Raw genomic sequence first — 20,178 nt, 5'->3', positions numbered from 1 at the left:
TGCAAGAGTAGGACGTCGCTAGGCAACTAGGAAACCGGTACCGAWAGGTACTGGTTTTTTTGTGTTCATTTTTTTCTATGGAGTCGAAGGTGTGCGAGAAAGAGGAGGAACAAAGAGTTCGAGGAAACGAGGGGGCGAGACTCGGAGCGTATTCCATACCCGAGAAACGAGGTAACTGTCACAAGCTCTCAATTTTCACAACTAAACACCGGTTCGAAGTATATCTTGAATAATTTGAGGAATAAATCCCTAGTTCGAGCGAAAAATCTTCAAATGTTTCATTATTTAAAATTAGTGAAACTATAAATAAGGGGACAATTTCTTTTTATTATGAATCCCTTGTATTCTCTTTGCTACTCTAATAAGATAAGGGCTTAATGCTTTAAGAATGAAGGGAAGAATGCAATGAGTACAGATGCACTTTTAATGATGTTGATTATATTTAGTATAAATATTGTGTACGTTTCGTTTTTTACAGTGCGTATGATTATGACGCTAAAAGGGTATCGCTATCTTGCTGCGTTACTTAGTACAGTTGAAGTCGTTATTTATGTAGTAGGTCTTGGGCTGGTTTTAGATAACTTGAATGAGATTCAAAATCTAGTGGCTTACGCAGTTGGTTACGGAACAGGCGTCATTATTGGAACGAAGATTGAAGAAAAGATGGCCCTAGGATATATTACGGTAAATGTGATTACAACTGAAGAGAATAGAACTTTGCCACGATTATTGCGAGAAAAAGGATATGGTGTGACAGATTGGGAAGCGAATGGCCTAGAAGGTAATCGCAAAGCCATGCAAATATTAACGCCTCGTAAGTATGAGTTGAAATTATATGCAACGATAAAAGAGTTGGATCCTAAAGCTTTTATTATTGCGTATGAACCGAAGGCTATTCATGGTGGGTTCTGGGTTAAAACTGTAAGGAAAGGAAAGCTATTTAAATGAAGAAAAAGACAGTCTGGTTTGAAGTGGAAGAGAATGAGACGATCGATGATTGTTTGAATCGTATGCAGACGGAAGGCTATATGCCGACTGGGCGTAGGGAAGAACCTGTGTTTCAAGAAGTGAATGGTGAAATTGTTCCGATTCGCCAAATCATACAATTTAAAGGTACGTACATCTTGGAGTAACCATAAAATGGTCTAAAAGCCGAACATTATTGTTCCCTTAAATATTATTGTTCGTCATTTTTCGTTGACTCTCGACAATGTTCTTGTTAAAATATGAATATAGAAACATCGAATATCCCCATATATGCTAAAGAATTGGCTTTAGCGTCTCTACCAGGTCACCGTTAATGACCGGACTATGCGGGAAAGCAACTTTTGGATGAAACGAAGGATGTGAGACTGCAATGCTTTTATCAGCCAATCATACCCAAGTTTCTTTAGAGTCCTCAAGTAAACTGCTTTTCATGCATAGTGAGCAGTTTATTTGGGGATTTTTATGTTGTAAATGTCTAGCTACAAGCGCTAGCAAGCACTTAAGCTTGGGACCACAGGTTGTGGGTCATGAATGCGTCGCCAAAAGAATTCTTAGCACTGCATTTTGCGACGAGTAACCGCAGGAGTACGATGTCGCGTAATTAGCCTTCCTTCCTAAACTCATTCGGAAACCTGTTTCCGATTCGGATTTTCCAGCACCGTTGTCTTGCTAAATAAACGCTTTACGCTTTTCTATAAAAGGAGAGATTTTCAATGAATCCAAAAATTGGCGTTATCATGGGAAGCTCAAGTGATTGGGAAACAATGAAACATACATGCGACATATTAGATGAATTGCAAGTCCCTTATGAGAAAAAAGTGGTGTCTGCACATAGAACGCCAGACTTAATGTTTGAATATGCCAACACGGCACGTGCTAGAGGAATTCAAGTGATTGTGGCTGGTGCAGGTGGAGCCGCGCATTTACCTGGAATGGTTGCTTCAAAAACGACATTACCGGTAATAGGTGTTCCGATACAAACTAAAGCTTTAAATGGATTGGATTCATTATTGTCTATCGTTCAAATGCCCGGTGGTGTTCCAGTTGCCACAGTGGCGATTGGAAAAGCGGGTGCTACAAATGCAGGGTTACTTGCTGCTCAAATGTTAGCAATGTCAGATCAAACACTCGCGCACAACTTAGATTTACGACGAGAAGCGACAAAAGTTAAAGTTTTTGAAAGCAATGGTGATTTAATATGACAAAAACCATTTATCCAGGTCAGACAATCGGGATTATTGGTGGCGGTCAATTAGGTAGAATGATGGCTTTGGCTGCAAAAGAAGCCGGATTTAAAATAGCTGTATTAGACCCGAATATGGAATCTCCGTGCGGACAAGTTTCTGATATTCAAATTGTTGCACCTTATAATGATGAAACTGCTTTAGAAGAACTGGCTGAAGTAAGCGATGTGATTACGTACGAGTTTGAAAATATCGACTATGAAGGTCTGAAACGACTTGCTGAAATTGCCTATGTTCCTCAAGGTGCAGACCTTGTTCGAATTACGCAAAATAGAATTACTGAGAAAGCTGAAATTCGGAAAGCAGGCGTTCCGGTTGCGAACTATGTTGTCGCTACAAGCCATATTGAACTCAATGCAAAGATTGATGAAGTTGGATTTCCTTGTATCGTCAAGACAGCATTTGGTGGGTATGATGGCAAAGGTCAAGTAAAGTTACATTCGAAAGCAGATATGAAGCAAGCAGAACCATTGTTTGAACATGGTGCATGTATTGCAGAAGCATTCGTACCTTTCACTAAAGAAATTTCAGTTATCGTCCAGCGTAATGGAAACGGCGAAACATTTTGTCTCCCTGTTGGTGAGAATATTCATATGGACCATATATTGCATGAAACAATCGTACCTGCCCGAGTATCTGAAACAGTTATTACACAAGCTACTAAGGCAGCAGAACAAATCGCTGATCATTTACAACTAGTTGGAACATTGGCAGTTGAAATGTTTGTGTTAAAAGATGACACGCTGGTGATTAACGAGTTAGCACCGCGTCCTCACAATTCTGGTCACTATTCAATTGAAGGAAGTACGATTTCTCAGTTTCACCAACATGTCCGTGCGATTTGTGGATGGCCACTTCGCAAACCAGCGCTGCACCAACCTACTGTGATGGTAAATGTACTGGGGGAACATGTTGTTCCTTTATCAAACGTAATTTCAAAATATCCAGATTGGTCCATACACTTATATGGAAAAGAAGAAGCAAAGACGAAACGTAAAATGGGGCATGTTACCATTTTGACGAATGATGTAAATAAGACACTAGACGAAATTAAGCATTCTGGCATTTGGTCAGAATAGAAGGAGAACTACATGATAGAACGTTACACACGCCCGGAAATGGGAGCAATTTGGACTGAACAAAACAAATACCAAGCTTGGTTAGAAGTTGAAATTTTAGCTTGTGAAGCTTGGGCTGAACTTGGCGATATTCCTAAAGAAGACGTCGCAAAAATTCGTGCAAATGCTTCTTTTGATGTAAATCGAATTTTAGAAATTGAAGAAGAAACACGTCACGATGTAGTAGCTTTTACACGTGCTGTATCTGAAACACTTGGCGAAGAACGCAAATGGGTTCATTATGGTTTAACTTCTACTGACGTCGTTGATACGGCTCTTTCATATATCATCAAGCAAGCAAATGAAATTCTTCGCAAGGACCTGAACAATTTTGTTGAGATATTAGCAACCAAAGCAAAAGAACATAAATTTACAGTTATGATGGGTCGTACACATGGTGTGCACGCAGAGCCAACAACATTTGGCTTGAAACTAGCATTATGGCATGAAGAAATGAAACGTAACGTAGAACGATTTGAAGCGGCTGCAAAATCAATTGAAACAGGCAAAATGTCTGGAGCAGTTGGAACATATGCAAACATCGATCCTTTCGTAGAAAAATATGTGTGTGACAACTTAGGAATCGCAGCATCACCGATTTCGACTCAAACATTACAACGTGATCGCCATGCACAATATATGAGCACACTGGCGTTAATCGCAACGTCTGTTGAGAAATTTGCAACAGAAGTTCGTGGCTTGCAAAAGTCAGAAACTCGTGAAGTAGAAGAATCGTTTGGAAAAGGTCAAAAGGGATCTTCAGCAATGCCACATAAACGTAATCCTATCGGTTCTGAGAATATGGTAGGACTTGCACGATTGATTCGTGGTTACATGTTAACAGCTTATGAAAACGTGCCATTATGGCATGAACGTGATATTTCACATTCATCAGCAGAACGTGTCATTTTACCAGACGCGACAATCGCTTTAAATTACATGTTGAACCGTTTCGGAAATATTATTAAAAACTTAACGGTGTTCCCTGAAAACATGAAACGCAACATGGATAGCACACTTGGCTTGATTTACTCACAACGAGTACTACTAGGCTTAATTGACAAAGGGTTAGCTCGTGAAGAGGCGTACGATACCGTACAACCATGTGCAATGGAAGCATGGGAAAACCAAATTGCCTTCCGAGGTGTTGTTGAAAAGAACGAGAAAATCACATCATACTTAACTAAAGAAGAATTAGATGATTGCTTTGACTATAACTATCACATCCAGCATGTAGACATGATTTTCGAACGTCTCGGACTAAATTAATCGGGGGAATACACGTGGAAAAAGGTCAACTTTTGTATGAAGGTAAGGCGAAACGACTATACGCAACAGACAAAGAAGATATTCTTTTTGTGGAATATAAGGACAGTGCAACTGMGTTTAACGGTGAAAAGAAAGCTGAAATTGCTGGAAAAGGTACGTTAAATAACCGAATCACCTCTTTACTTTTCGAAAAACTGAAAGAGTCAGGCATTGAGTCACATTTCGTTGAACAATTATCAGATCATGAGCAGTTAGTGAAAAAAGTCGACATCATTCCTATTGAAGTTGTCGTGCGTCAAGTGGCTGCAGGTAGTTTGGCAAAGCGTTTAGGACTTGTCGAAGGAGTAGAACTTGCGCGTCCGATTGTTGAGTTTTACTACAAAGACGACGACCTTGGCGATCCACTAATTAATGAAGAGCATATTGAGTTGTTGAATATTGCATCACAAGATGAAGTGAAAGCTCTTTATGAAAAAAGTCTTCATGTGAATAAAGTATTGACGAAATTCTTTAAAGAAATCGGCGTAATTTTAGTAGACTTCAAACTTGAATATGGCCGCGATGAAGCAGGAAATGTCTTACTTGCTGATGAAATTTCACCTGATACGTGCCGTTTATGGGACGAGAAAACAAAACAAAAGTTAGACAAAGACGTGTTCCGCAGAGATTTAGGACAATTAACAGATGCATACGAAATCATACTATCCCGTCTAGGAGGACTTACACAATGAAAAAAGTAAAAATCTATGTAACACTTCGCGAAAGCGTATTAGACCCACAAGGTACAGCAGTCATGGGGGCCCTTCACACGATGGGCTATGACGAAGTCGCTGATGTGCGCATTGGAAAATACTTAGAACTTCAAGTGGACGACTCTGAACGAGAGTTAGACGTGATTGTTAGAGAAATGTGTGAAAAATTATTAACGAACACAGTGATTGAAGATTATCGATACGATGTCGAGGAGGCTGTGAGCAAATGAAGTTTGCAGTCCTCGTATTCCCAGGATCGAACTGTGATTTAGATATGTATCACGCGATCAAAGACGAGCTGGGTGAAGAAGCAGAGTATGTATGGCATGATACGAAAGATTTGAGTGGTTATGATGGCATTCTTTTACCAGGTGGGTTCTCTTATGGAGATTACTTACGTTGTGGTGCAATTGCTCAATTCTCCAATGTAATGAATGAAGTAAAAAAAGCAGCTGATGCTGGTAAACCAGTTCTTGGCATTTGTAATGGATTCCAAATTTTAACCGAAGCTGGACTATTACCTGGTGCGTTAATTCGCAATAAAAATTTAAAATTCATGTGTCGCACGATTGAATTGACTGTTGAAAATAACAACACACTATTTACAAGTGACTATGCAAAGGGGCAAGTAATTAATATTCCGGTAGCACATGGCGAAGGAAACTATACATGTGATGCAGAAACACTTGCTTCATTAAAAGCGAACAATCAAATTGTGTTCACATACACAAACGATAATCCTAATGGCAGTGTAGAAGATATTGCAGGGATTATCAACGAACGAGGGAATGTCTTAGGGATGATGCCTCATCCAGAACGTGCTGTTCATGAATTAATTGGTGGCACGGACGGTTTAGCACTATTCAAATCTATCGTTAAACAGTGGAGGGAATCACATGTCAGTCATGCTTGAACCAAATCCTCAACAAATTAAAGAACAAAAACTATACGGTCAAATGGGTATGTCTGATTCAGAGTTTGAAATGGTTGAAAAGATTTTAGGACGTCAACCAAACTATACTGAAACTGGTTTGTTTTCGGTTATGTGGTCGGAACATTGTTCATATAAAAACTCAAAACCTATTTTACGTAAGTTCCCAACGACTGGTCCACGCGTATTACAAGGCCCTGGTGAAGGTGCAGGAATTGTAGATATTGGGGATGGACAAGCTGTTGTGTTTAAAATGGAATCGCACAATCATCCATCTGCTATCGAACCTTATCAAGGAGCGGCAACAGGTGTAGGTGGGATCATTCGTGATGTTTTCTCAATGGGAGCACGTCCGATTGCTATGTTAAATTCACTTCGTTTCGGTGAATTAACAAGCCCACGTGTTCGTTATTTATTTGAAGAAGTGGTTGCAGGGATAGCTGGATACGGTAACTGTATCGGTATTCCAACTGTAGGTGGAGAAGTACAGTTTGATGATTGTTATGCTGGAAACCCATTAGTGAACGCGATGTGTGTTGGTTTAATCGATCATAAAGACATCCAAAAAGGTATCGCTTCAGGTGTTGGCAATACGGTGATGTATGTTGGAGCTAAAACTGGCCGCGATGGCATTCATGGGGCAACATTTGCTTCTGAAGAATTAAGTGAAGCATCGGAAGAAAAACGTCCAGCCGTTCAAGTTGGAGATCCATTTATGGAGAAACTATTACTTGAAGCTTGTTTGGAACTTGTAAAATCAGACGCACTTGTTGGTATTCAAGATATGGGAGCAGCTGGATTAACGTCTTCTGCAGCTGAAATGGCATCTAAAGCTGGATTCGGTATTGAGATGAATTTGGATGCAGTTCCTCAACGCGAAACAGGAATGACTGCTTACGAAATGATGTTATCTGAATCGCAAGAACGTATGTTAATAGTAGTAACAAAAGGACGCGAAGCTGAAATCGAAGTGTTATTCGAGAAATATGATTTAGATGCAGTGGCTGTTGGTGTAGTAACTGACGACAAAATGCTTCGTTTACTTCATAAAGGTGAAGTCGTGGCAAATGTTCCTGCAGATGCTTTGGCAGAAGAAGCGCCGGTTTATTATAAAACTTCTAGTGTTCCTGCTTATTACACACAATATCAAGCGATGGAAAATGTTGAACCGCAAGTCGCTGACTATAAAGAAACATTAATGAACTTATTAAAACAACCGACCATTGCATCAAAAGAATGGGTTTACGATCAATACGATTATCAAGTGCGTACAAGCACTGTAGTAACGCCTGGATCAGATGCAGCAGTCGTTCGTGTTCGTGGAACGAATAAAGGGTTAGCGATGACAACAGATTGTAATTCTCGTTATATTTATTTGGATCCAGAAACTGGCGGTAAAATTGCGGTGGCAGAAGCTGCACGTAACGTTGTTTGTTCAGGAGCTAAACCATTAGCAATTACAGATTGTTTAAACTTCGGGAATCCGGAAAACCCAGAGATTTTCTGGCAGATAGAAAAGTCAGCTGATGGAATGGCTGCTGCTTGTCTTGCTCTTGAATCTCCAGTTATCGGTGGGAACGTATCACTTTACAATGAGCGCAGCGGAGTGGCTGTCTATCCAACACCGACCATTGGTTTAGTTGGTTTAGTTGAAGACTTATCACATGTTACAACGCAAGATGTGAAAGAAGCAGGCGACTTTGTTTATGTAATCGGAGAAACGATGACTGAATTTGGTGGCAGTGAGTTACAAAAAATGGTAGAAGGTCGTATCTTCGGTAAAGCACCTTCGATTAATTTAGATGTAGAAGTAGCTCGCCAAGACGCACTTTTACAAGCGATTCAAGCAGGAAAAGTTGCATCTGCTCATGATATTGCAGAAGGTGGATTTGCAGTTGCATTAGCCGAGAAAACGTTTGGCGTACAAAATCTTGGTGTAGACGTGACGATCTCTGGTTCAGCGATTACTGCTTTATTCAGTGAATCACAATCGCGTTTCATTGTTACTGTAAAAGAACAACATTCAGAAGCTTTCGAAGAAATCGTTAAAGATGCAGTGAAGATTGGTACAGTCACATCAGATACGTCCGTCATCATTCGAAATGAACATGGCGAAGAGTGGGTATCAGGTTCTGTTGAGGAATTCCGATCTGCTTGGAAAGGAGCAATTCCATGCTTGCTGAACTCAGAGGGTTAAACGAAGAGTGTGGCGTTTTTGGAATTTGGGGTGACCCGAATGCAGCACAAATCACTTATTATGGATTGCATGCTTTGCAACATCGCGGACAAGAAGGTGCAGGAATCGTCGTAACTGACGGTAAAACACTTCAAGCGGTAAAAGGTGAAGGTCTTGTGAGTGAAGTATTTAGTACGGGTAAGCTTGACCATCTAAAAGGTAGTGGCGCGATTGGCCATGTACGTTATGCAACAGCAGGCGGAAGCGGAATTGAAAATGTACAACCACTTTTGTTCCGTTCGTCTACGGGTAGTTTAGCGATTGCCCACAATGGGAATTTGGTGAATGCCAATCACTTGAAAAAACATTTAGAGCGTCAAGGAAGCATATTCCAGACCTCTTCCGATACAGAAGTTTTAGCCCATTTAATTAAAAAAAGTGGCTACGCAACGTTTGAACAACGCGCAAAAAATGCATTATCACTTCTAAAAGGTGCCTATGCATGCGTTATGATGACGGAAGACGAAATGACGGTTGCACTAGATCCGAACGGATTGCGACCACTTTCACTAGGGAAATTAGGAGATGCGTGGGTTGTTGCATCTGAAACATGTGCATTCGATCTTATTGGGGCAGAATACATCCGTTCAATTGAACCAGGAGAATTCCTCGTAATAAACGATGAAGGAATGAAAGTAGACCGTTTTGCTTTCCCTGCGAAACGTGCGATCTGTACGATGGAATATGTTTATTTCTCACGTCCCGATTCTGATATTGATGGAATTAATATTCATACTGCTCGAAAACGTTTAGGGAAAGAGCTGGCGAAAGAAGTAGAAATTGAAGCAGATGTTGTGACTGGTGTTCCAGACTCGAGTATTTCAGCTGCTATTGGTTTCTCAGAAGCGACAGGTATTCCTTATGAATTAGGATTAATTAAGAACCGTTACGTAGGACGAACGTTTATTCAGCCTTCTCAAGACTTACGCGAACGCGGAGTGAAGATGAAATTGTCTCCTGTACGCCAAGTAGTGAATGGCAAACGTGTCGTGATGGTTGATGATTCTATTGTTCGAGGGACGACGTCTAGACGTATTGTCACTTTGTTAAAAGAAGCGGGAGCGACTGAAGTACATGTAGTAATCAGTTCTCCGCCTATTAAAAATCCTTGTTTTTACGGCATCGATATCAGTTCAAGTGAAGAACTGATTGCCGCAAATAATAGCATTGAAGAAATGCGCGTATTAATTGGCGCAGATTCACTTACTTTCCTATCAGTTGAAGGCATGGTTCGCGCAATTGGCCGAACGGATGAAGGACCTGAAGCTGGGCACTGTTTGGCTTGCTTTACGAATAATTATCCAACAGAGATTTTCCCAGATACCATTTTACCGCATCAAAAAGAATTGTCACGATAGGGGGCGACATGGATGTCAAAAGCATACGAACAAGCTGGTGTAAATATTGAAGCGGGCTATGAGGCTGTAAAGAGAATGAAATCTCATGTTGATCGCACAGCACGCAAAGGCATAATGGGAGCATTCGGCGGTTTTGGTGGCATGTTTGACTTGTCGTCACTCGATTATAAAGAACCCGTATTGATTTCCGGTACAGATGGAGTCGGCACCAAATTAAAATTAGCATTTATGACCGATACGCACGATACAATCGGCATCGATTGCGTAGCTATGTGTGTCAATGACATCGTAGCTCAAGGCGCAGAACCACTATTTTTCCTTGATTATTTAGCAGTTGGACAAGCGCTACCTGAAAAGATTGAGCAAATTGTCAAAGGTGTTGCAGATGGTTGCGTTCAAGCTGGTGCAGCTCTTATCGGCGGGGAAACAGCTGAAATGCCTGGTCTTTATGAAGTGGATGAATATGATGTGGCTGGGTTTGCAGTCGGTGTTGCAGAGAAGTCGAATATCGTTACAGGTGAACATATTCAAACAGGCGATGTCCTTGTAGGACTTGCTTCAAGTGGTATTCATTCAAACGGTTTTTCTCTTGTACGAAAAATCGTATTTGCCGATCAAGGCTATGAAATCGATTCGTATGTTGCAGGCTATGAACATTTAGGCAGCATTGGGAAAGCATTACTAGAACCAACAAAAATTTACGCAAAGCCAGTATTAGCAATACATGAGGAGCTAGACGTTCATGGCATGGCTCACGTAACAGGTGGCGGTTTTTACGAAAACTTACCTCGTATGATGCCTGCTGATTTAGGTGTGGAAATTGATTTAGGTTCATGGCCAATATTACCGGTGTTTTCAATGTTGAAAGAAAAAGGATCATTAGCTGACCGTGATTTATATAGTGTCTTTAATATGGGAATTGGCTTTGTCATAGCGCTTCCAGAAGAACAAGCGGAGCAAGCGATTAAAATTGCCGTACAAAACGGTGAAAATGCGTACGTAATTGGTCGCGTTGTGCAGGGTGAAGGTGTTCAATTCACTGGCTCTCACGATGGGAGTTTAACAGATGAGCAATAAGCCAAAGGTGGCGATTTTTGCCTCTGGGAGTGGAAGTAATTTTCAAGTCATCGCGGATGCCGCAATAGCAGGCGATTTAGATGCCGATATCGTAGCAGTTGTGACAGATAAACCACAAGCATATGCGGTGGAAAGAGCAACTGCATTAGATGTGTCCGTAATAGCTTTTCGTCCAAAAGACTTTGATTCTAAAGTCGCTTACGAGACAGCAATTTTGCAGGAGCTGCAACAGCTGGAAGTGGAATGGTTAGTTTTAGCAGGCTACATGCGGTTAATTGGCGATACTCTACTGGCTGAATTTCCAAACAAAATTGTTAACATTCATCCTTCGCTTTTACCTTCATTCCCAGGTAAAGATGCCATTGGCCAAGCGTTAGCTCATGACGTTAAAGTGACAGGTGTTACCGTACATTTCGTAGACGCTGGTATGGACACTGGCAAAATTTTATCGCAACAAGCCGTTGAAGTCGTTGACGGTGACCGCGAAAAGACAGAACAACGCATTCACGCAGTCGAACATGAACTCTATACTAAAACGTTACAGCAATTATGGAGCCGTTAGAGGACCACAGGATGTGGGTCACGAAGGCGTCGAGAAACGATGTCGTGTTCTTAGCCTTCGTTCCTTACCAGCGGCTTTTGATTGCTATGTCTAGCTACAAGCGCCAGCTCGCAGTTGTGCTGATGCTTTACGCTTTTCAATAAGAGGAGGATTTTCCCGTGGAAAAACGTGCGCTTATTAGTGTGTCAGACAAATCAGGAATTCTAGAATTCGCAAAAGAGTTAGAAACATTAGGATACGAAATTTTATCAACAGGTGGAACAAAAGCATATTTGCAAAAAAATGGTGTGACGATTACTCCTGTCGATGAAGTAACTGGGTTTCCAGAAATATTAGGTGGACGTGTAAAAACATTGAATCCAATGATTCACGGAGGACTTCTAGCTATACCTGATGATGAAAATCATCAAGCGCAAATGTATGAACATGGCATCAAGCCAATCGACGTTGTTTGTGTCAACTTATATCCTTTCCGTGAGACTATTTCTAAACCAAATGTTACTGCTGAAGATGCGATTGAAAATATTGATATTGGTGGACCAGCGATGTTGCGTGCGTCTGCGAAAAACCATGCTTATGTAACAGTCATTACAGATGCTACAGATTACCCAGCTGTTTTAGAAGAACTTCAAGCTGAAGGTAAAACAACAATGGAAACTAGACGTCGTTTAGCGGCAAAAGTTTTCCGTCATACAGCTTCTTACGACGCGTATATTTCGGGTTATTTAACAGAACTAGCTGGTGAAGAATTCCCAGAACAAGTTACATTTACATACGAATTAAAACAAGAGCTTCGCTACGGAGAAAATCCACATCAAAAAGCAGCGTTCTATAAACGTGCACTTGGATCTGATTTCTCGATTGCATCTGCACAACAACTACATGGCAAAGAACTTTCATACAACAACATACAAGATGCCAATGCAGCGATTCAAATCGTTAAAGAATTTGAGCTTCCAGCTGCGGTAGCTGTTAAACACATGAACCCATGTGGCGTTGGAATAGGTGAAACAATTGCTGAAGCATTCGGTAAAGCTTACGAAGCAGATAGCATGTCTATTTTCGGGGGCATCGTTGCGTTAAATCGTGAAGTTGACGCTCAAACAGCTGAACAACTTTCAGGCATTTTCTTAGAAATTATTTTAGCTCCTGCATTTACCGAAGAAGCATTAGCTATTTTAACCAAGAAGAAGAACATTCGATTATTAACCATTCCATTTGAACAAAGCAAAAAAGATAAATGGAACACGGTGTCAATTGAAGGCGGCTTATTGCTTCAACAACCTGACGCATATGGTTTTGCGGAAGCAGATGTGCGTGTTGTGACTGATCGCGAACCAACGGAAGAAGAATGGGCTGCTCTTAAGCTTGGTTGGGGCGTTGTTAAACACGTGAAATCTAATGCAATTGTTGTCACAGATGCACAGATGACACTTGGTGTTGGTGCTGGTCAAATGAACCGAGTAGGAGCTGCGAAGATCGCGTTAGAACAAGCAGCAGACAAAGCACAAGGTGCATCACTTGCTTCAGACGCCTTTTTCCCAATGAATGATACAGTTGAAACGGCTGCAAAAGCTGGAATTACTGCGATTATTCAACCTGGTGGCTCGGTAAAAGATGAAGATTCAATTCAAAAAGCTAATGAATATGGAATTGCGATGGTGTTTACAGGCGTACGTCATTTTAAACACTAAAACGTTACACATATATTAAGGAGGTTTTCTAGATGAAAGTACTTGTGATTGGTAGTGGCGGGCGTGAACATGCCATTGTACGTCAATTTAAAAACTCTCCATCTGTAACTGAAGTGTTTGTGGCGCCAGGCAATGATGGAATGAAAAGCGATGCAACATGTGTAGCTATTGACGCGTTGGAATTTCAAATGCTGGTTGCGTTCGTTCAAGAAAATGCCATTGATTTAACGTTTGTTGGACCTGAACAACCTCTTGCTGCGGGAATTGTTGATTATTTTGAAGCGGAAGGGTTACGAATTTTCGGACCTACGAAAGCGGCTGCTCAAATTGAAGGCAGTAAATCATTCGCAAAAGAATTGATGAAAAAATATAATATCCCAACAGCTGCATATGAAACATTTACAGATGTAAATGAAGCGAAAGCATATATCCGAAAAATGGGCGCACCAATTGTGGTCAAAGCTGACGGACTCGCTGCTGGTAAAGGCGTCGTAGTTGCAATGTCTTTGGAAGAAGCAATTAATTCTGTCGAAGACATGATTGGCAATCAAAAGTTTGGTGATTCGTCTTCACGTGTTGTCATTGAAGCTTTCCTAGATGGCGAAGAATTTTCCTATATGTCATTTGTACATAACGGACAAATTTACCMAATGGTCATTGCCCAAGATCACAAACGTGCATATGACGGAGACCGAGGTCCGAATACGGGTGGAATGGGAGCTTATTCGCCAGTTCCTCATATTTCGGAAGAAGTCGTTCAACAAGCATACGACTCAATCGTCTTACCAACCGTAAAAGCGATGACAACTGAAGGAACACCGTTTACAGGAATCTTATATGCAGGATTAATTTTGACAGATGAAGGGCCGAAAGTAATCGAATTTAATGCACGATTCGGCGATCCTGAAACACAAGTTGTGTTGCCACGGATGGCTTCAGACTTTGGCGACTTGATGATGGCCATTCTTGATGAAAAGCCATTTGAATTGAAATGGTCGGATGATGAAATTCTAGGTGTTGTGATTGCTGCAGATGGTTATCCAGAAAAGGTTGAAAAGGGAGATAAATTGCCTGATTTAACGAAGCTTAATGGAGATTTACAAGTATTCCATGCGGGAACAAAAGAGGTAGATGGTCAATTTATTGGCAACGGTGGGCGTGTGATTTTGGTAACTGCAAAATCTTCAACCTTACAACAAGCCCAAAACGAAGTGTACAAAGCGTTATCTGATTTGAAGTGGGATGGATTCTTCTATCGTCACGATATCGGATGGCGTGCAATGAAATAACAAGTTTGAATTAATAGAAATAGGCATCCCATTACATTCGTGATGGGATGTCTATTTTTGTATAGTCGATTAGTAGAGTCTTTTTCTTGTGTAGAGGGATCAAGCAGATTGCGACCATAATGACAAATAAGAAACTTTTATTCTTCAAGATTTTTACTTTCACCAAAAGATTTTCATTAATTTTGGTATTATGAGATAATATGGAATAATTAGTTTAATAGATATTAAAGAAGAGGGTGTCATTATGAAAAATTCGTTGGGCACAGAAGAAGCAATAAAATTATGGGATCAAAACGCAGAAATCATAACAGCAAACTATAGTGAACAAGGGGATTTGCATAGAGAAGTATTACTCAACCCAACTTTATTTAAGTTAGTTGAAAACGTGAAACAAAAGAATATTTTAGATGCTGGATGTGGAGAAGGGTATTTAAGTAGAATCTTTGCCGAGTCCGGTGCGTCCGTAGTAGCTGTAGACTTTTCTAAAAACATGCTAGACATAGCCCGGAAAAAAACACCTAAAGAGCTTAATATTAAATACCATTATGGGAATTGCGAGAAATTAGAATTTCTAGATGATGAAAGCTTTGACATAATCGTATCCAATATGGTGATTCAAGATCTTGAAAATTATAAAGCAGCAATTAAAGAGATGTATCGATTGTTGAAAAGTGGAGGGAGTTTTGTCTTTTCAATATTACACCCTTGTTTCGTGACACCAGATAGTGGTTGGGAAAAAAGTGAAGATGGTGAGAAGTTATATTGGAAAGTTGACAAGTATTTTTATGAAGGTGTCTACGAACAAGCTTACCCTCAAGGACAAACAGATAAAGTGTTGTTTTTCCATAGAACATTGACGAGCTATTTTAACGCGATAACAGAAGCAGGTTTTATTTTAGAAGGTTTGGTTGAACCAAAACCATCCTCAGAAATGCTAGAAAAATACCCATCGTTCGAGGAAGATTTTCGATGTAGTGATTTTATCGTGTTTAAATTGAGGAAGTAACTTCGAGGTGTTTTGTCTTATTAAGCATAATGTCTATTGAATTTAATCGGGAGAATCTTTAAAAACATTAGGATTGTCTTTTTATTTATCGTTACGAAAGTAAATATTTTCATCTTGGATAATCAAGTTACAACTGTAGTAAATGTAAGTGGATTGATTATAGCTATAATAATAGCCCTATTATCAAAACGCCAAGATCAATAAGGTTTAATAAAGCCAAAAAGACTGTCTCCAAGTAATTTTGGAACAGTCTATTTGTCATTTATTGGGCGAAAGGGAATAAACAGTGTTTGAAAAGGAATAACAGTAATTGAATGGGAATAAAAAGCATCGAAATGGAATAAATCCATTCGAACAGGAATAAACACCTCTTAACCTAAATTCACGCCATTCCGTCACCAATAATCCGCTAACTAAAATCTTTAAGTTGTTACCGACATGCCTTGTCCAGCGAGATCTTTTATTAAGTTACCGGCATCCGGTCCAGCTGGTTGGCCCATAAAGCCTTGTTGTTGCATCATGGCTTTAAGTGGGCAAAACTTAACGGTTCCTTCGGCTGCTTTCATGGCGCCAAGTGCCACCATCAAGCGACCTTTGTTGCAATGGGGGTTGCGGGAAAGTTTAGCTGTTCCGTAAGCGAGCATACTAAGTCCAAGTGAAAGTCTTGCAAGTGCATTACGCGTACTTATGTTTTGTGTTTGTGTCATTTCTATGTTTCCTCCTGTCTGAATTTTCGAATAAGTGTTTATACCGTCTGTATTTTACTTAATGAATATGCTAAAATTAAGGAATCACAGCTTGTCGCCATAACGGGGCAGGCTGCTGTCTTTTATTAAATGATTTAAAAGGAAATCAGATAAAAAAAGAACATTGTTAGTGAAAGGGGAATGGATAACATGCAACACCCTTTATGGAAAATTGGTGAGATTCGCCATCAAATTAGTATGATTGATGGAAAAGTGAGTCCCGACAAAATTATCGTGAATGCTACATACTTGCATAGTGTTTTAAAAAAATGGGTAGAAGGAAATATTTGGATTTCAAAAGACCGCATTGTGTATGCAGGTTCGGAGATGCCAACGAATACGACTCAGGCAGAAATAATTGATGCAAGCGGACAGGTAATTGTGCCAGGCTATATTGAACCTCATGTTCATCCATTTCAACTTTATCATCCCCAATCATTTGCTGATTATGCAGCTCAATTAGGTACTACTACTTTTCTATCAGACAATCTCATTCTCTTTTTATTACTTGAAAATGAGAAAGCGTTTACAATTTTAGATCAACTAAATGAACTGCCATTTTCTTTTTATTGGTGGGCTCGATTTGATTCTCAAACAGAACTTGAAAACGAAGAACAATTGTTTACTACTAAATCGATTAGTGAATGGTTGGATCGCCCTGAAGTATTAATGGGTGGTGAATTAACTGGATGGCCAAGATTATTAGCTGGTGATGATCAACTGTTGTACTGGTTACAATCAGCTAAAATGAAAGGCAAAAAAGTGGAAGGTCATTTTCCTGGCGCATCAGAAAAAACATTGGCACGTATGCGATTACTTGGCAGTGATGGTGACCATGAAGCGATGACAGTTGAGGAAGTTGAGCGTCGTTTGTTACATGGGTATGCTGTGACACTAAGACACTCTTCTATCCGTCCGGACTTACCGCATTTACTAAGAGGCATTGTAGAAAAAGGTTTGGATGTTTTTGATCACTTAATGATGACAACAGATGGCTCAACACCTTCGTTTCATATCGACGGTGTAATGGATAAATGTATTCAAGTAGCCCTTGATGCAGGAGTTAAACCTATTGATGCGTATCAAATGGCTTCCTACAATGTAGCTCGCTATTACAATATGACGAGCTTACATGGCTTTATTGCTACAGGGCGAATTGCTTCTTTAAACTTTTTGGAAAATGAACGTAATCCAGTACCGTTAAGTGTGTTGTCAAAAGGAGTATGGATGAAAAAAGATGGCAAAAAAGTTCAGCAATTGCCTACTATCGATTGGTCTGTTTTAGACGAATTAGAGTTACCATTTGATTTACATGATGGTGATTTTGAGTTCTCCATGCCTTTTGGAATTGAAATGATTAATGATGTTATAACGAAGCCATATAGTGTATCGATTTATACGGGTGAAGCAAGTTTAAGTACAGAGCATGATGAGAGCTTTTTGATGCTTGTGGACCGCAATGGTAAGTGGCGTGTCAATACGATGATTAAAGGTTTTGCAACATCCGTGCAGGGTTTTGCATCATCTTACTCGAATACGGGAGATATTATCCTCATTGGAAAAAACCGTCATGATATGTTGGTAGCATTCAATGAAATGAAACGATTGAAAGGCGGCATTGTTCTCGTTGAGGATAATGAAGTCGTTGTGCACATTCCACTTCGTATTGGCGGAGGCTTGTCAAATGAAAAAGTAGAAGATTTGATTGAACAAGAACTCGCATTGAAAAAAGCTTTAAGCGATAGAGGCTTTAAACATGGGGATGCAATTTATACGTTGTTGTTTTTACAGTCAACGCATTTACCGTATGTACGTATTACCCAACGCGGAATTTTCGACGTGATGAAAAAATCAGTGTTGTTCCCATCATTTATGAGATCTTAAAGTCAATTACTGTTGATGTACGCAAAAGATTAAAATTCTCAATAACGAGGAGATTAGATGATTTGATGACCAACCATCCAAATGATGAAATATTAACTGGAGGAAACGTCTCGAAAGTTTATCGATCCGGGAACACAGTAAGACGCCAATTAAAAGAAGATAGTGAAAAAATTCATGCACTACTGAAACATTTAGAAGATAAAGCTTTTAAGTATTCACCAAAATTTTTAGGTATTGATGAACATGGAAGAGAAATATTATCTTTTATTGAGGGTGAATGTGGTAATTACCCTTTAAAAGATTACATGTGGTCAAATGAGGTTTTAAGAAATATTGCGAAAATGCAACGAAGTTATCATGATGCCGTGAGCGATTTTCCGTTTGATGAAAACTGGCAAAGGATAGACAACACTCCTCAAAATGCGGAGGTGTTATGTCACAATGACTTTGCAATCTATAATATTATCTTCAACAAAGAGAAACCTATAGGAATTATTGATTTTGATGTAGTGGGCCCGGGTCCGAGACTTTGGGATATAGCATATACTCTGTATACTTGTGTACCTTTAGGGAGGTTTTATCTTTCTGAAAAGGGTGAGAAAATTGATTATGATGCATTATCACAAGCGGATTTGAGGAAAGAGCGAGTGAGATTGTATTTTGAATCATACGGAGAGAAAGTAGCAGAAAATGTGATAGAAATGATACTCCAACGATTAGACGGATTATGTAAAACTATCAATAGAAAAGCAAGTGAAGGTGATCTAGCTTTTCAAAAGATGATAGATGAAGGTCATGTGAAGCATTATCAAGATGATATTACATTCATTCGTAATCATGCAGATCAATGGATATAAATAGTGAAAGTTGTAATCAAAGTAAGGTGTTTTGCATACTTAATAAGATGAGACACACCAAAACTATTTTTACAATTAGGGGGATTTTGAGAAATGAAGAAATGGCTGTTTATGATAGTCTTGCTTCTTATAGTCGCTGGATGTTCAAAAGATAAAGAAGAAAAAGTGGATGCAGAAGAACCAATAATAACAGATGGAAAATCAGAAGAGAATTCACCAGATGAAGAGGTGGTACTTCCTTATGCTGCTCCATTTTCGGGTGAACGTTCAGAAGAGGAATTTACCAATCGCCCCGTGCTTGTTACCGTTAACAACCATCCAAAAGCAAGACCTCAATCAGGCCTTGCAAGTGCGGATATAGTCTATGAAATGGTCGCTGAAGGAAATATCACGAGACTATTAGCTTTATATCAAAGTGAACTGCCGTCACAAATCGGTCCTGTTCGAAGTGCACGGGATTACTTTGTCAATATTGCAAAAGGACTTGACGCATTTTATGTAGCACACGGTTATAGTCCTGATGCCCAGTTGATGTTACGAAATGGTGAAGTTGATCATATAAATGGTATGCAATATGATGGTTCGCTTTTTATTCGTTCAAATGACCGCGTGGCACCTCACAACTCGTATATTACCGGTGAACATGTCCTTGAAGGAATGGAAAAAGAGGGAGCACGAACTACCATTGAAAAAATTCCAAGTTTAGACTTTTACAGCTCTGCAAAAGATGTACCACTTAGTGACCTGGCAAGTATTATCGAAGTCCGCTATGGCAGTAGTGAAGACTTTCACCATATGTATTCGTATGATACACTTACTCAACAATACAATCGTACTTCTGGTGGGGAAATAACACTAGATAGCGAGTCACAAGAAGAAATTAGTTTGGCTAATGTAATGTTTTTTGAAGTGGTTCATCAAACGATTGATAATAAAGGACGTCAACAACTCGATTTAACATCGGGTGGAAAAGGCTATTTATTCCAAGCTGGTGTCATGAAAGAAATTGAATGGCAACAACTAAATGGAGTACTTGTCCCCATGGAGAATGGTCAACCTGCAAAACTCGTTCCAGGGAAATCATGGATTCATTTAGTGAAAACCGATCCTGGCCTCGACCAGATGGTTACTTTCACCCCTTAATAACGAAGCAGGCTTGAAAAGGAGG

The 20,178-nt window shown here is 39.8% G+C and carries 19 protein-coding genes and 1 riboswitch; of the genes, 18 read left to right on the top strand and 1 reads right to left on the bottom strand.

The window, feature by feature from the left end; genetic code table 11:
• Positions 1 to 405 precede the first annotated feature (405 nt).
• The 15 genes from AC1DOS_RS02880 to AC1DOS_RS02810 all read left to right on the top strand — a co-directional run bounded on the left by AC1DOS_RS02880 (position 406) and on the right by AC1DOS_RS02810 (position 15,523).
• Positions 406 to 948 carry a DUF2179 domain-containing protein gene (locus AC1DOS_RS02880; RefSeq protein WP_477536330.1) on the top strand — a complete coding sequence of 181 codons (543 nt, stop codon included), beginning with the start codon at positions 406 to 408 and terminating at the stop codon, positions 946 to 948.
• The gene (locus AC1DOS_RS02875; RefSeq protein WP_477536329.1) at positions 945 to 1,133 is read left to right on the top strand and encodes an NETI motif-containing protein; all 189 of its coding nucleotides are present in this window, start codon (positions 945 to 947) and stop codon (positions 1,131 to 1,133) included. Before AC1DOS_RS02880 ends, AC1DOS_RS02875 begins: the two co-directional genes overlap by 4 nt.
• A 98-nt stretch (positions 1,134 to 1,231) precedes the next feature.
• A riboswitch (purine riboswitch) is annotated at positions 1,232 to 1,332 on the top strand.
• A 368-nt stretch (positions 1,333 to 1,700) separates the two neighbouring features.
• Positions 1,701 to 2,189: a 5-(carboxyamino)imidazole ribonucleotide mutase gene (gene purE, locus AC1DOS_RS02870; RefSeq protein WP_108587121.1), complete on the top strand. Its 489-nt coding sequence runs from the start codon at positions 1,701 to 1,703 to the stop codon at positions 2,187 to 2,189.
• Positions 2,186 to 3,310 carry a 5-(carboxyamino)imidazole ribonucleotide synthase gene (gene purK, locus AC1DOS_RS02865; RefSeq protein ID WP_477536328.1) on the top strand — a complete coding sequence of 375 codons (1,125 nt, stop codon included), beginning with the start codon at positions 2,186 to 2,188 and terminating at the stop codon, positions 3,308 to 3,310. The genes purE and purK overlap by 4 nt, the downstream gene beginning before the upstream one ends.
• A 12-nt stretch (positions 3,311 to 3,322) precedes the next feature.
• On the top strand, positions 3,323 to 4,618 hold the full coding sequence (purB, locus tag AC1DOS_RS02860; protein ID WP_108587119.1) for an adenylosuccinate lyase: 1,296 nt from the start codon (positions 3,323 to 3,325) through the stop codon (positions 4,616 to 4,618).
• 14 nt (positions 4,619 to 4,632) lie between these two features.
• Positions 4,633 to 5,349, top strand: coding sequence for a phosphoribosylaminoimidazolesuccinocarboxamide synthase (purC, locus tag AC1DOS_RS02855; RefSeq protein ID WP_477536327.1), 717 nt, complete (start codon positions 4,633 to 4,635; stop codon positions 5,347 to 5,349).
• Positions 5,346 to 5,600 carry a phosphoribosylformylglycinamidine synthase subunit PurS gene (purS, locus tag AC1DOS_RS02850; RefSeq protein ID WP_477536326.1) on the top strand — a complete coding sequence of 85 codons (255 nt, stop codon included), beginning with the start codon at positions 5,346 to 5,348 and terminating at the stop codon, positions 5,598 to 5,600. The genes purC and purS overlap by 4 nt, the downstream gene beginning before the upstream one ends.
• Entirely contained in the window at positions 5,597 to 6,283 is a 687-nt protein-coding gene (gene purQ / locus AC1DOS_RS02845) for a phosphoribosylformylglycinamidine synthase subunit PurQ (RefSeq protein WP_108587116.1), read from the top strand. The genes purS and purQ overlap by 4 nt, the downstream gene beginning before the upstream one ends.
• A complete protein-coding gene (gene purL, locus AC1DOS_RS02840) occupies positions 6,267 to 8,498 on the top strand; it encodes a phosphoribosylformylglycinamidine synthase subunit PurL (RefSeq protein WP_108587115.1) in 2,232 nt (743 codons plus the stop codon). The genes purQ and purL overlap by 17 nt, the downstream gene beginning before the upstream one ends.
• Positions 8,474 to 9,895, top strand: coding sequence for an amidophosphoribosyltransferase (gene purF / locus AC1DOS_RS02835; RefSeq protein ID WP_477536325.1), 1,422 nt, complete (start codon positions 8,474 to 8,476; stop codon positions 9,893 to 9,895). The genes purL and purF overlap by 25 nt, the downstream gene beginning before the upstream one ends.
• A 12-nt stretch (positions 9,896 to 9,907) precedes the next feature.
• A complete protein-coding gene (gene purM / locus AC1DOS_RS02830; protein WP_477536324.1) occupies positions 9,908 to 10,972 on the top strand; it encodes a phosphoribosylformylglycinamidine cyclo-ligase in 1,065 nt (354 codons plus the stop codon).
• The gene (gene purN / locus AC1DOS_RS02825; protein ID WP_477536323.1) at positions 10,962 to 11,534 is read left to right on the top strand and encodes a phosphoribosylglycinamide formyltransferase; all 573 of its coding nucleotides are present in this window, start codon (positions 10,962 to 10,964) and stop codon (positions 11,532 to 11,534) included. Before purM ends, purN begins: the two co-directional genes overlap by 11 nt.
• 158 nt (positions 11,535 to 11,692) lie before the next feature.
• On the top strand, positions 11,693 to 13,228 hold the full coding sequence (purH, locus tag AC1DOS_RS02820; protein ID WP_477536322.1) for a bifunctional phosphoribosylaminoimidazolecarboxamide formyltransferase/IMP cyclohydrolase: 1,536 nt from the start codon (positions 11,693 to 11,695) through the stop codon (positions 13,226 to 13,228).
• 32 nt (positions 13,229 to 13,260) lie between these two features.
• Positions 13,261 to 14,517, top strand: coding sequence for a phosphoribosylamine--glycine ligase (gene purD / locus AC1DOS_RS02815; protein ID WP_477536321.1), 1,257 nt, complete (start codon positions 13,261 to 13,263; stop codon positions 14,515 to 14,517).
• A 244-nt stretch (positions 14,518 to 14,761) separates the two neighbouring features.
• A complete protein-coding gene (locus AC1DOS_RS02810; RefSeq protein ID WP_477536320.1) occupies positions 14,762 to 15,523 on the top strand; it encodes a class I SAM-dependent methyltransferase in 762 nt (253 codons plus the stop codon).
• A 422-nt stretch (positions 15,524 to 15,945) separates the two neighbouring features.
• Here the strand turns inward: AC1DOS_RS02810 and AC1DOS_RS02805 are convergent, their stop codons facing one another.
• On the bottom strand, positions 15,946 to 16,230 hold the full coding sequence (locus AC1DOS_RS02805; protein WP_477536319.1) for a YgaP family membrane protein: 285 nt from the start codon (positions 16,228 to 16,230) through the stop codon (positions 15,946 to 15,948).
• Positions 16,231 to 16,419: 189 nt separating this feature from the next.
• On the opposite strand from AC1DOS_RS02805, the gene AC1DOS_RS02800 reads away from it, so the two are divergent.
• The 3 genes from AC1DOS_RS02800 to AC1DOS_RS02790 all read left to right on the top strand — a co-directional run bounded on the left by AC1DOS_RS02800 (position 16,420) and on the right by AC1DOS_RS02790 (position 20,153).
• Positions 16,420 to 18,153: an adenine deaminase C-terminal domain-containing protein gene (locus AC1DOS_RS02800; protein ID WP_477536318.1), complete on the top strand. Its 1,734-nt coding sequence runs from the start codon at positions 16,420 to 16,422 to the stop codon at positions 18,151 to 18,153.
• 65 nt (positions 18,154 to 18,218) lie between these two features.
• Positions 18,219 to 19,010, top strand: a complete 792-nt coding sequence (locus AC1DOS_RS02795) for a phosphotransferase (RefSeq protein WP_477536332.1) — start codon at positions 18,219 to 18,221, stop codon at positions 19,008 to 19,010.
• Positions 19,011 to 19,103: 93 nt separating this feature from the next.
• On the top strand, positions 19,104 to 20,153 hold the full coding sequence (locus AC1DOS_RS02790) for a DUF3048 domain-containing protein (protein ID WP_477536317.1): 1,050 nt from the start codon (positions 19,104 to 19,106) through the stop codon (positions 20,151 to 20,153).
• The last annotated feature ends 25 nt before the right edge of the window (positions 20,154 to 20,178 follow it).

It is taken from the genome of Paenisporosarcina sp. P5_A11 (assembly GCF_056400705.1).
The sequence above is the reverse complement of the archived record's forward strand: the minus strand, read 5'-3'. Positions and strand labels throughout refer to the sequence as shown.

Bases quoted from the DNA above. Each gene is read 5' to 3' on its own strand.
- AC1DOS_RS02800 (WP_477536318.1), top strand. From the start codon at position 16,420: ATGCAACACCCTTTATGGAAAATTGGTGAGATTCGCCATCAAATTAGT.
- purF (WP_477536325.1), top strand. From the start codon at position 8,474: ATGCTTGCTGAACTCAGAGGGTTAAACGAAGAGTGTGGCGTTTTTGGA.
- purK (WP_477536328.1), top strand. From the start codon at position 2,186: ATGACAAAAACCATTTATCCAGGTCAGACAATCGGGATTATTGGTGGC.
- purN (WP_477536323.1), top strand. From the start codon at position 10,962: ATGAGCAATAAGCCAAAGGTGGCGATTTTTGCCTCTGGGAGTGGAAGT.
- AC1DOS_RS02795 (WP_477536332.1), top strand. From the start codon at position 18,219: ATGACCAACCATCCAAATGATGAAATATTAACTGGAGGAAACGTCTCG.
- purM (WP_477536324.1), top strand. From the start codon at position 9,908: ATGTCAAAAGCATACGAACAAGCTGGTGTAAATATTGAAGCGGGCTAT.
- purS (WP_477536326.1), top strand. From the start codon at position 5,346: ATGAAAAAAGTAAAAATCTATGTAACACTTCGCGAAAGCGTATTAGAC.
- purL (WP_108587115.1), top strand. From the start codon at position 6,267: ATGTCAGTCATGCTTGAACCAAATCCTCAACAAATTAAAGAACAAAAA.
- AC1DOS_RS02790 (WP_477536317.1), top strand. From the start codon at position 19,104: ATGAAGAAATGGCTGTTTATGATAGTCTTGCTTCTTATAGTCGCTGGA.
- purE (WP_108587121.1), top strand. From the start codon at position 1,701: ATGAATCCAAAAATTGGCGTTATCATGGGAAGCTCAAGTGATTGGGAA.
- AC1DOS_RS02880 (WP_477536330.1), top strand. From the start codon at position 406: ATGAGTACAGATGCACTTTTAATGATGTTGATTATATTTAGTATAAAT.
- AC1DOS_RS02875 (WP_477536329.1), top strand. From the start codon at position 945: ATGAAGAAAAAGACAGTCTGGTTTGAAGTGGAAGAGAATGAGACGATC.
- AC1DOS_RS02805 (WP_477536319.1), bottom strand. From the start codon at position 16,230: ATGACACAAACACAAAACATAAGTACGCGTAATGCACTTGCAAGACTT.
- purB (WP_108587119.1), top strand. From the start codon at position 3,323: ATGATAGAACGTTACACACGCCCGGAAATGGGAGCAATTTGGACTGAA.
- AC1DOS_RS02810 (WP_477536320.1), top strand. From the start codon at position 14,762: ATGAAAAATTCGTTGGGCACAGAAGAAGCAATAAAATTATGGGATCAA.
- purQ (WP_108587116.1), top strand. From the start codon at position 5,597: ATGAAGTTTGCAGTCCTCGTATTCCCAGGATCGAACTGTGATTTAGAT.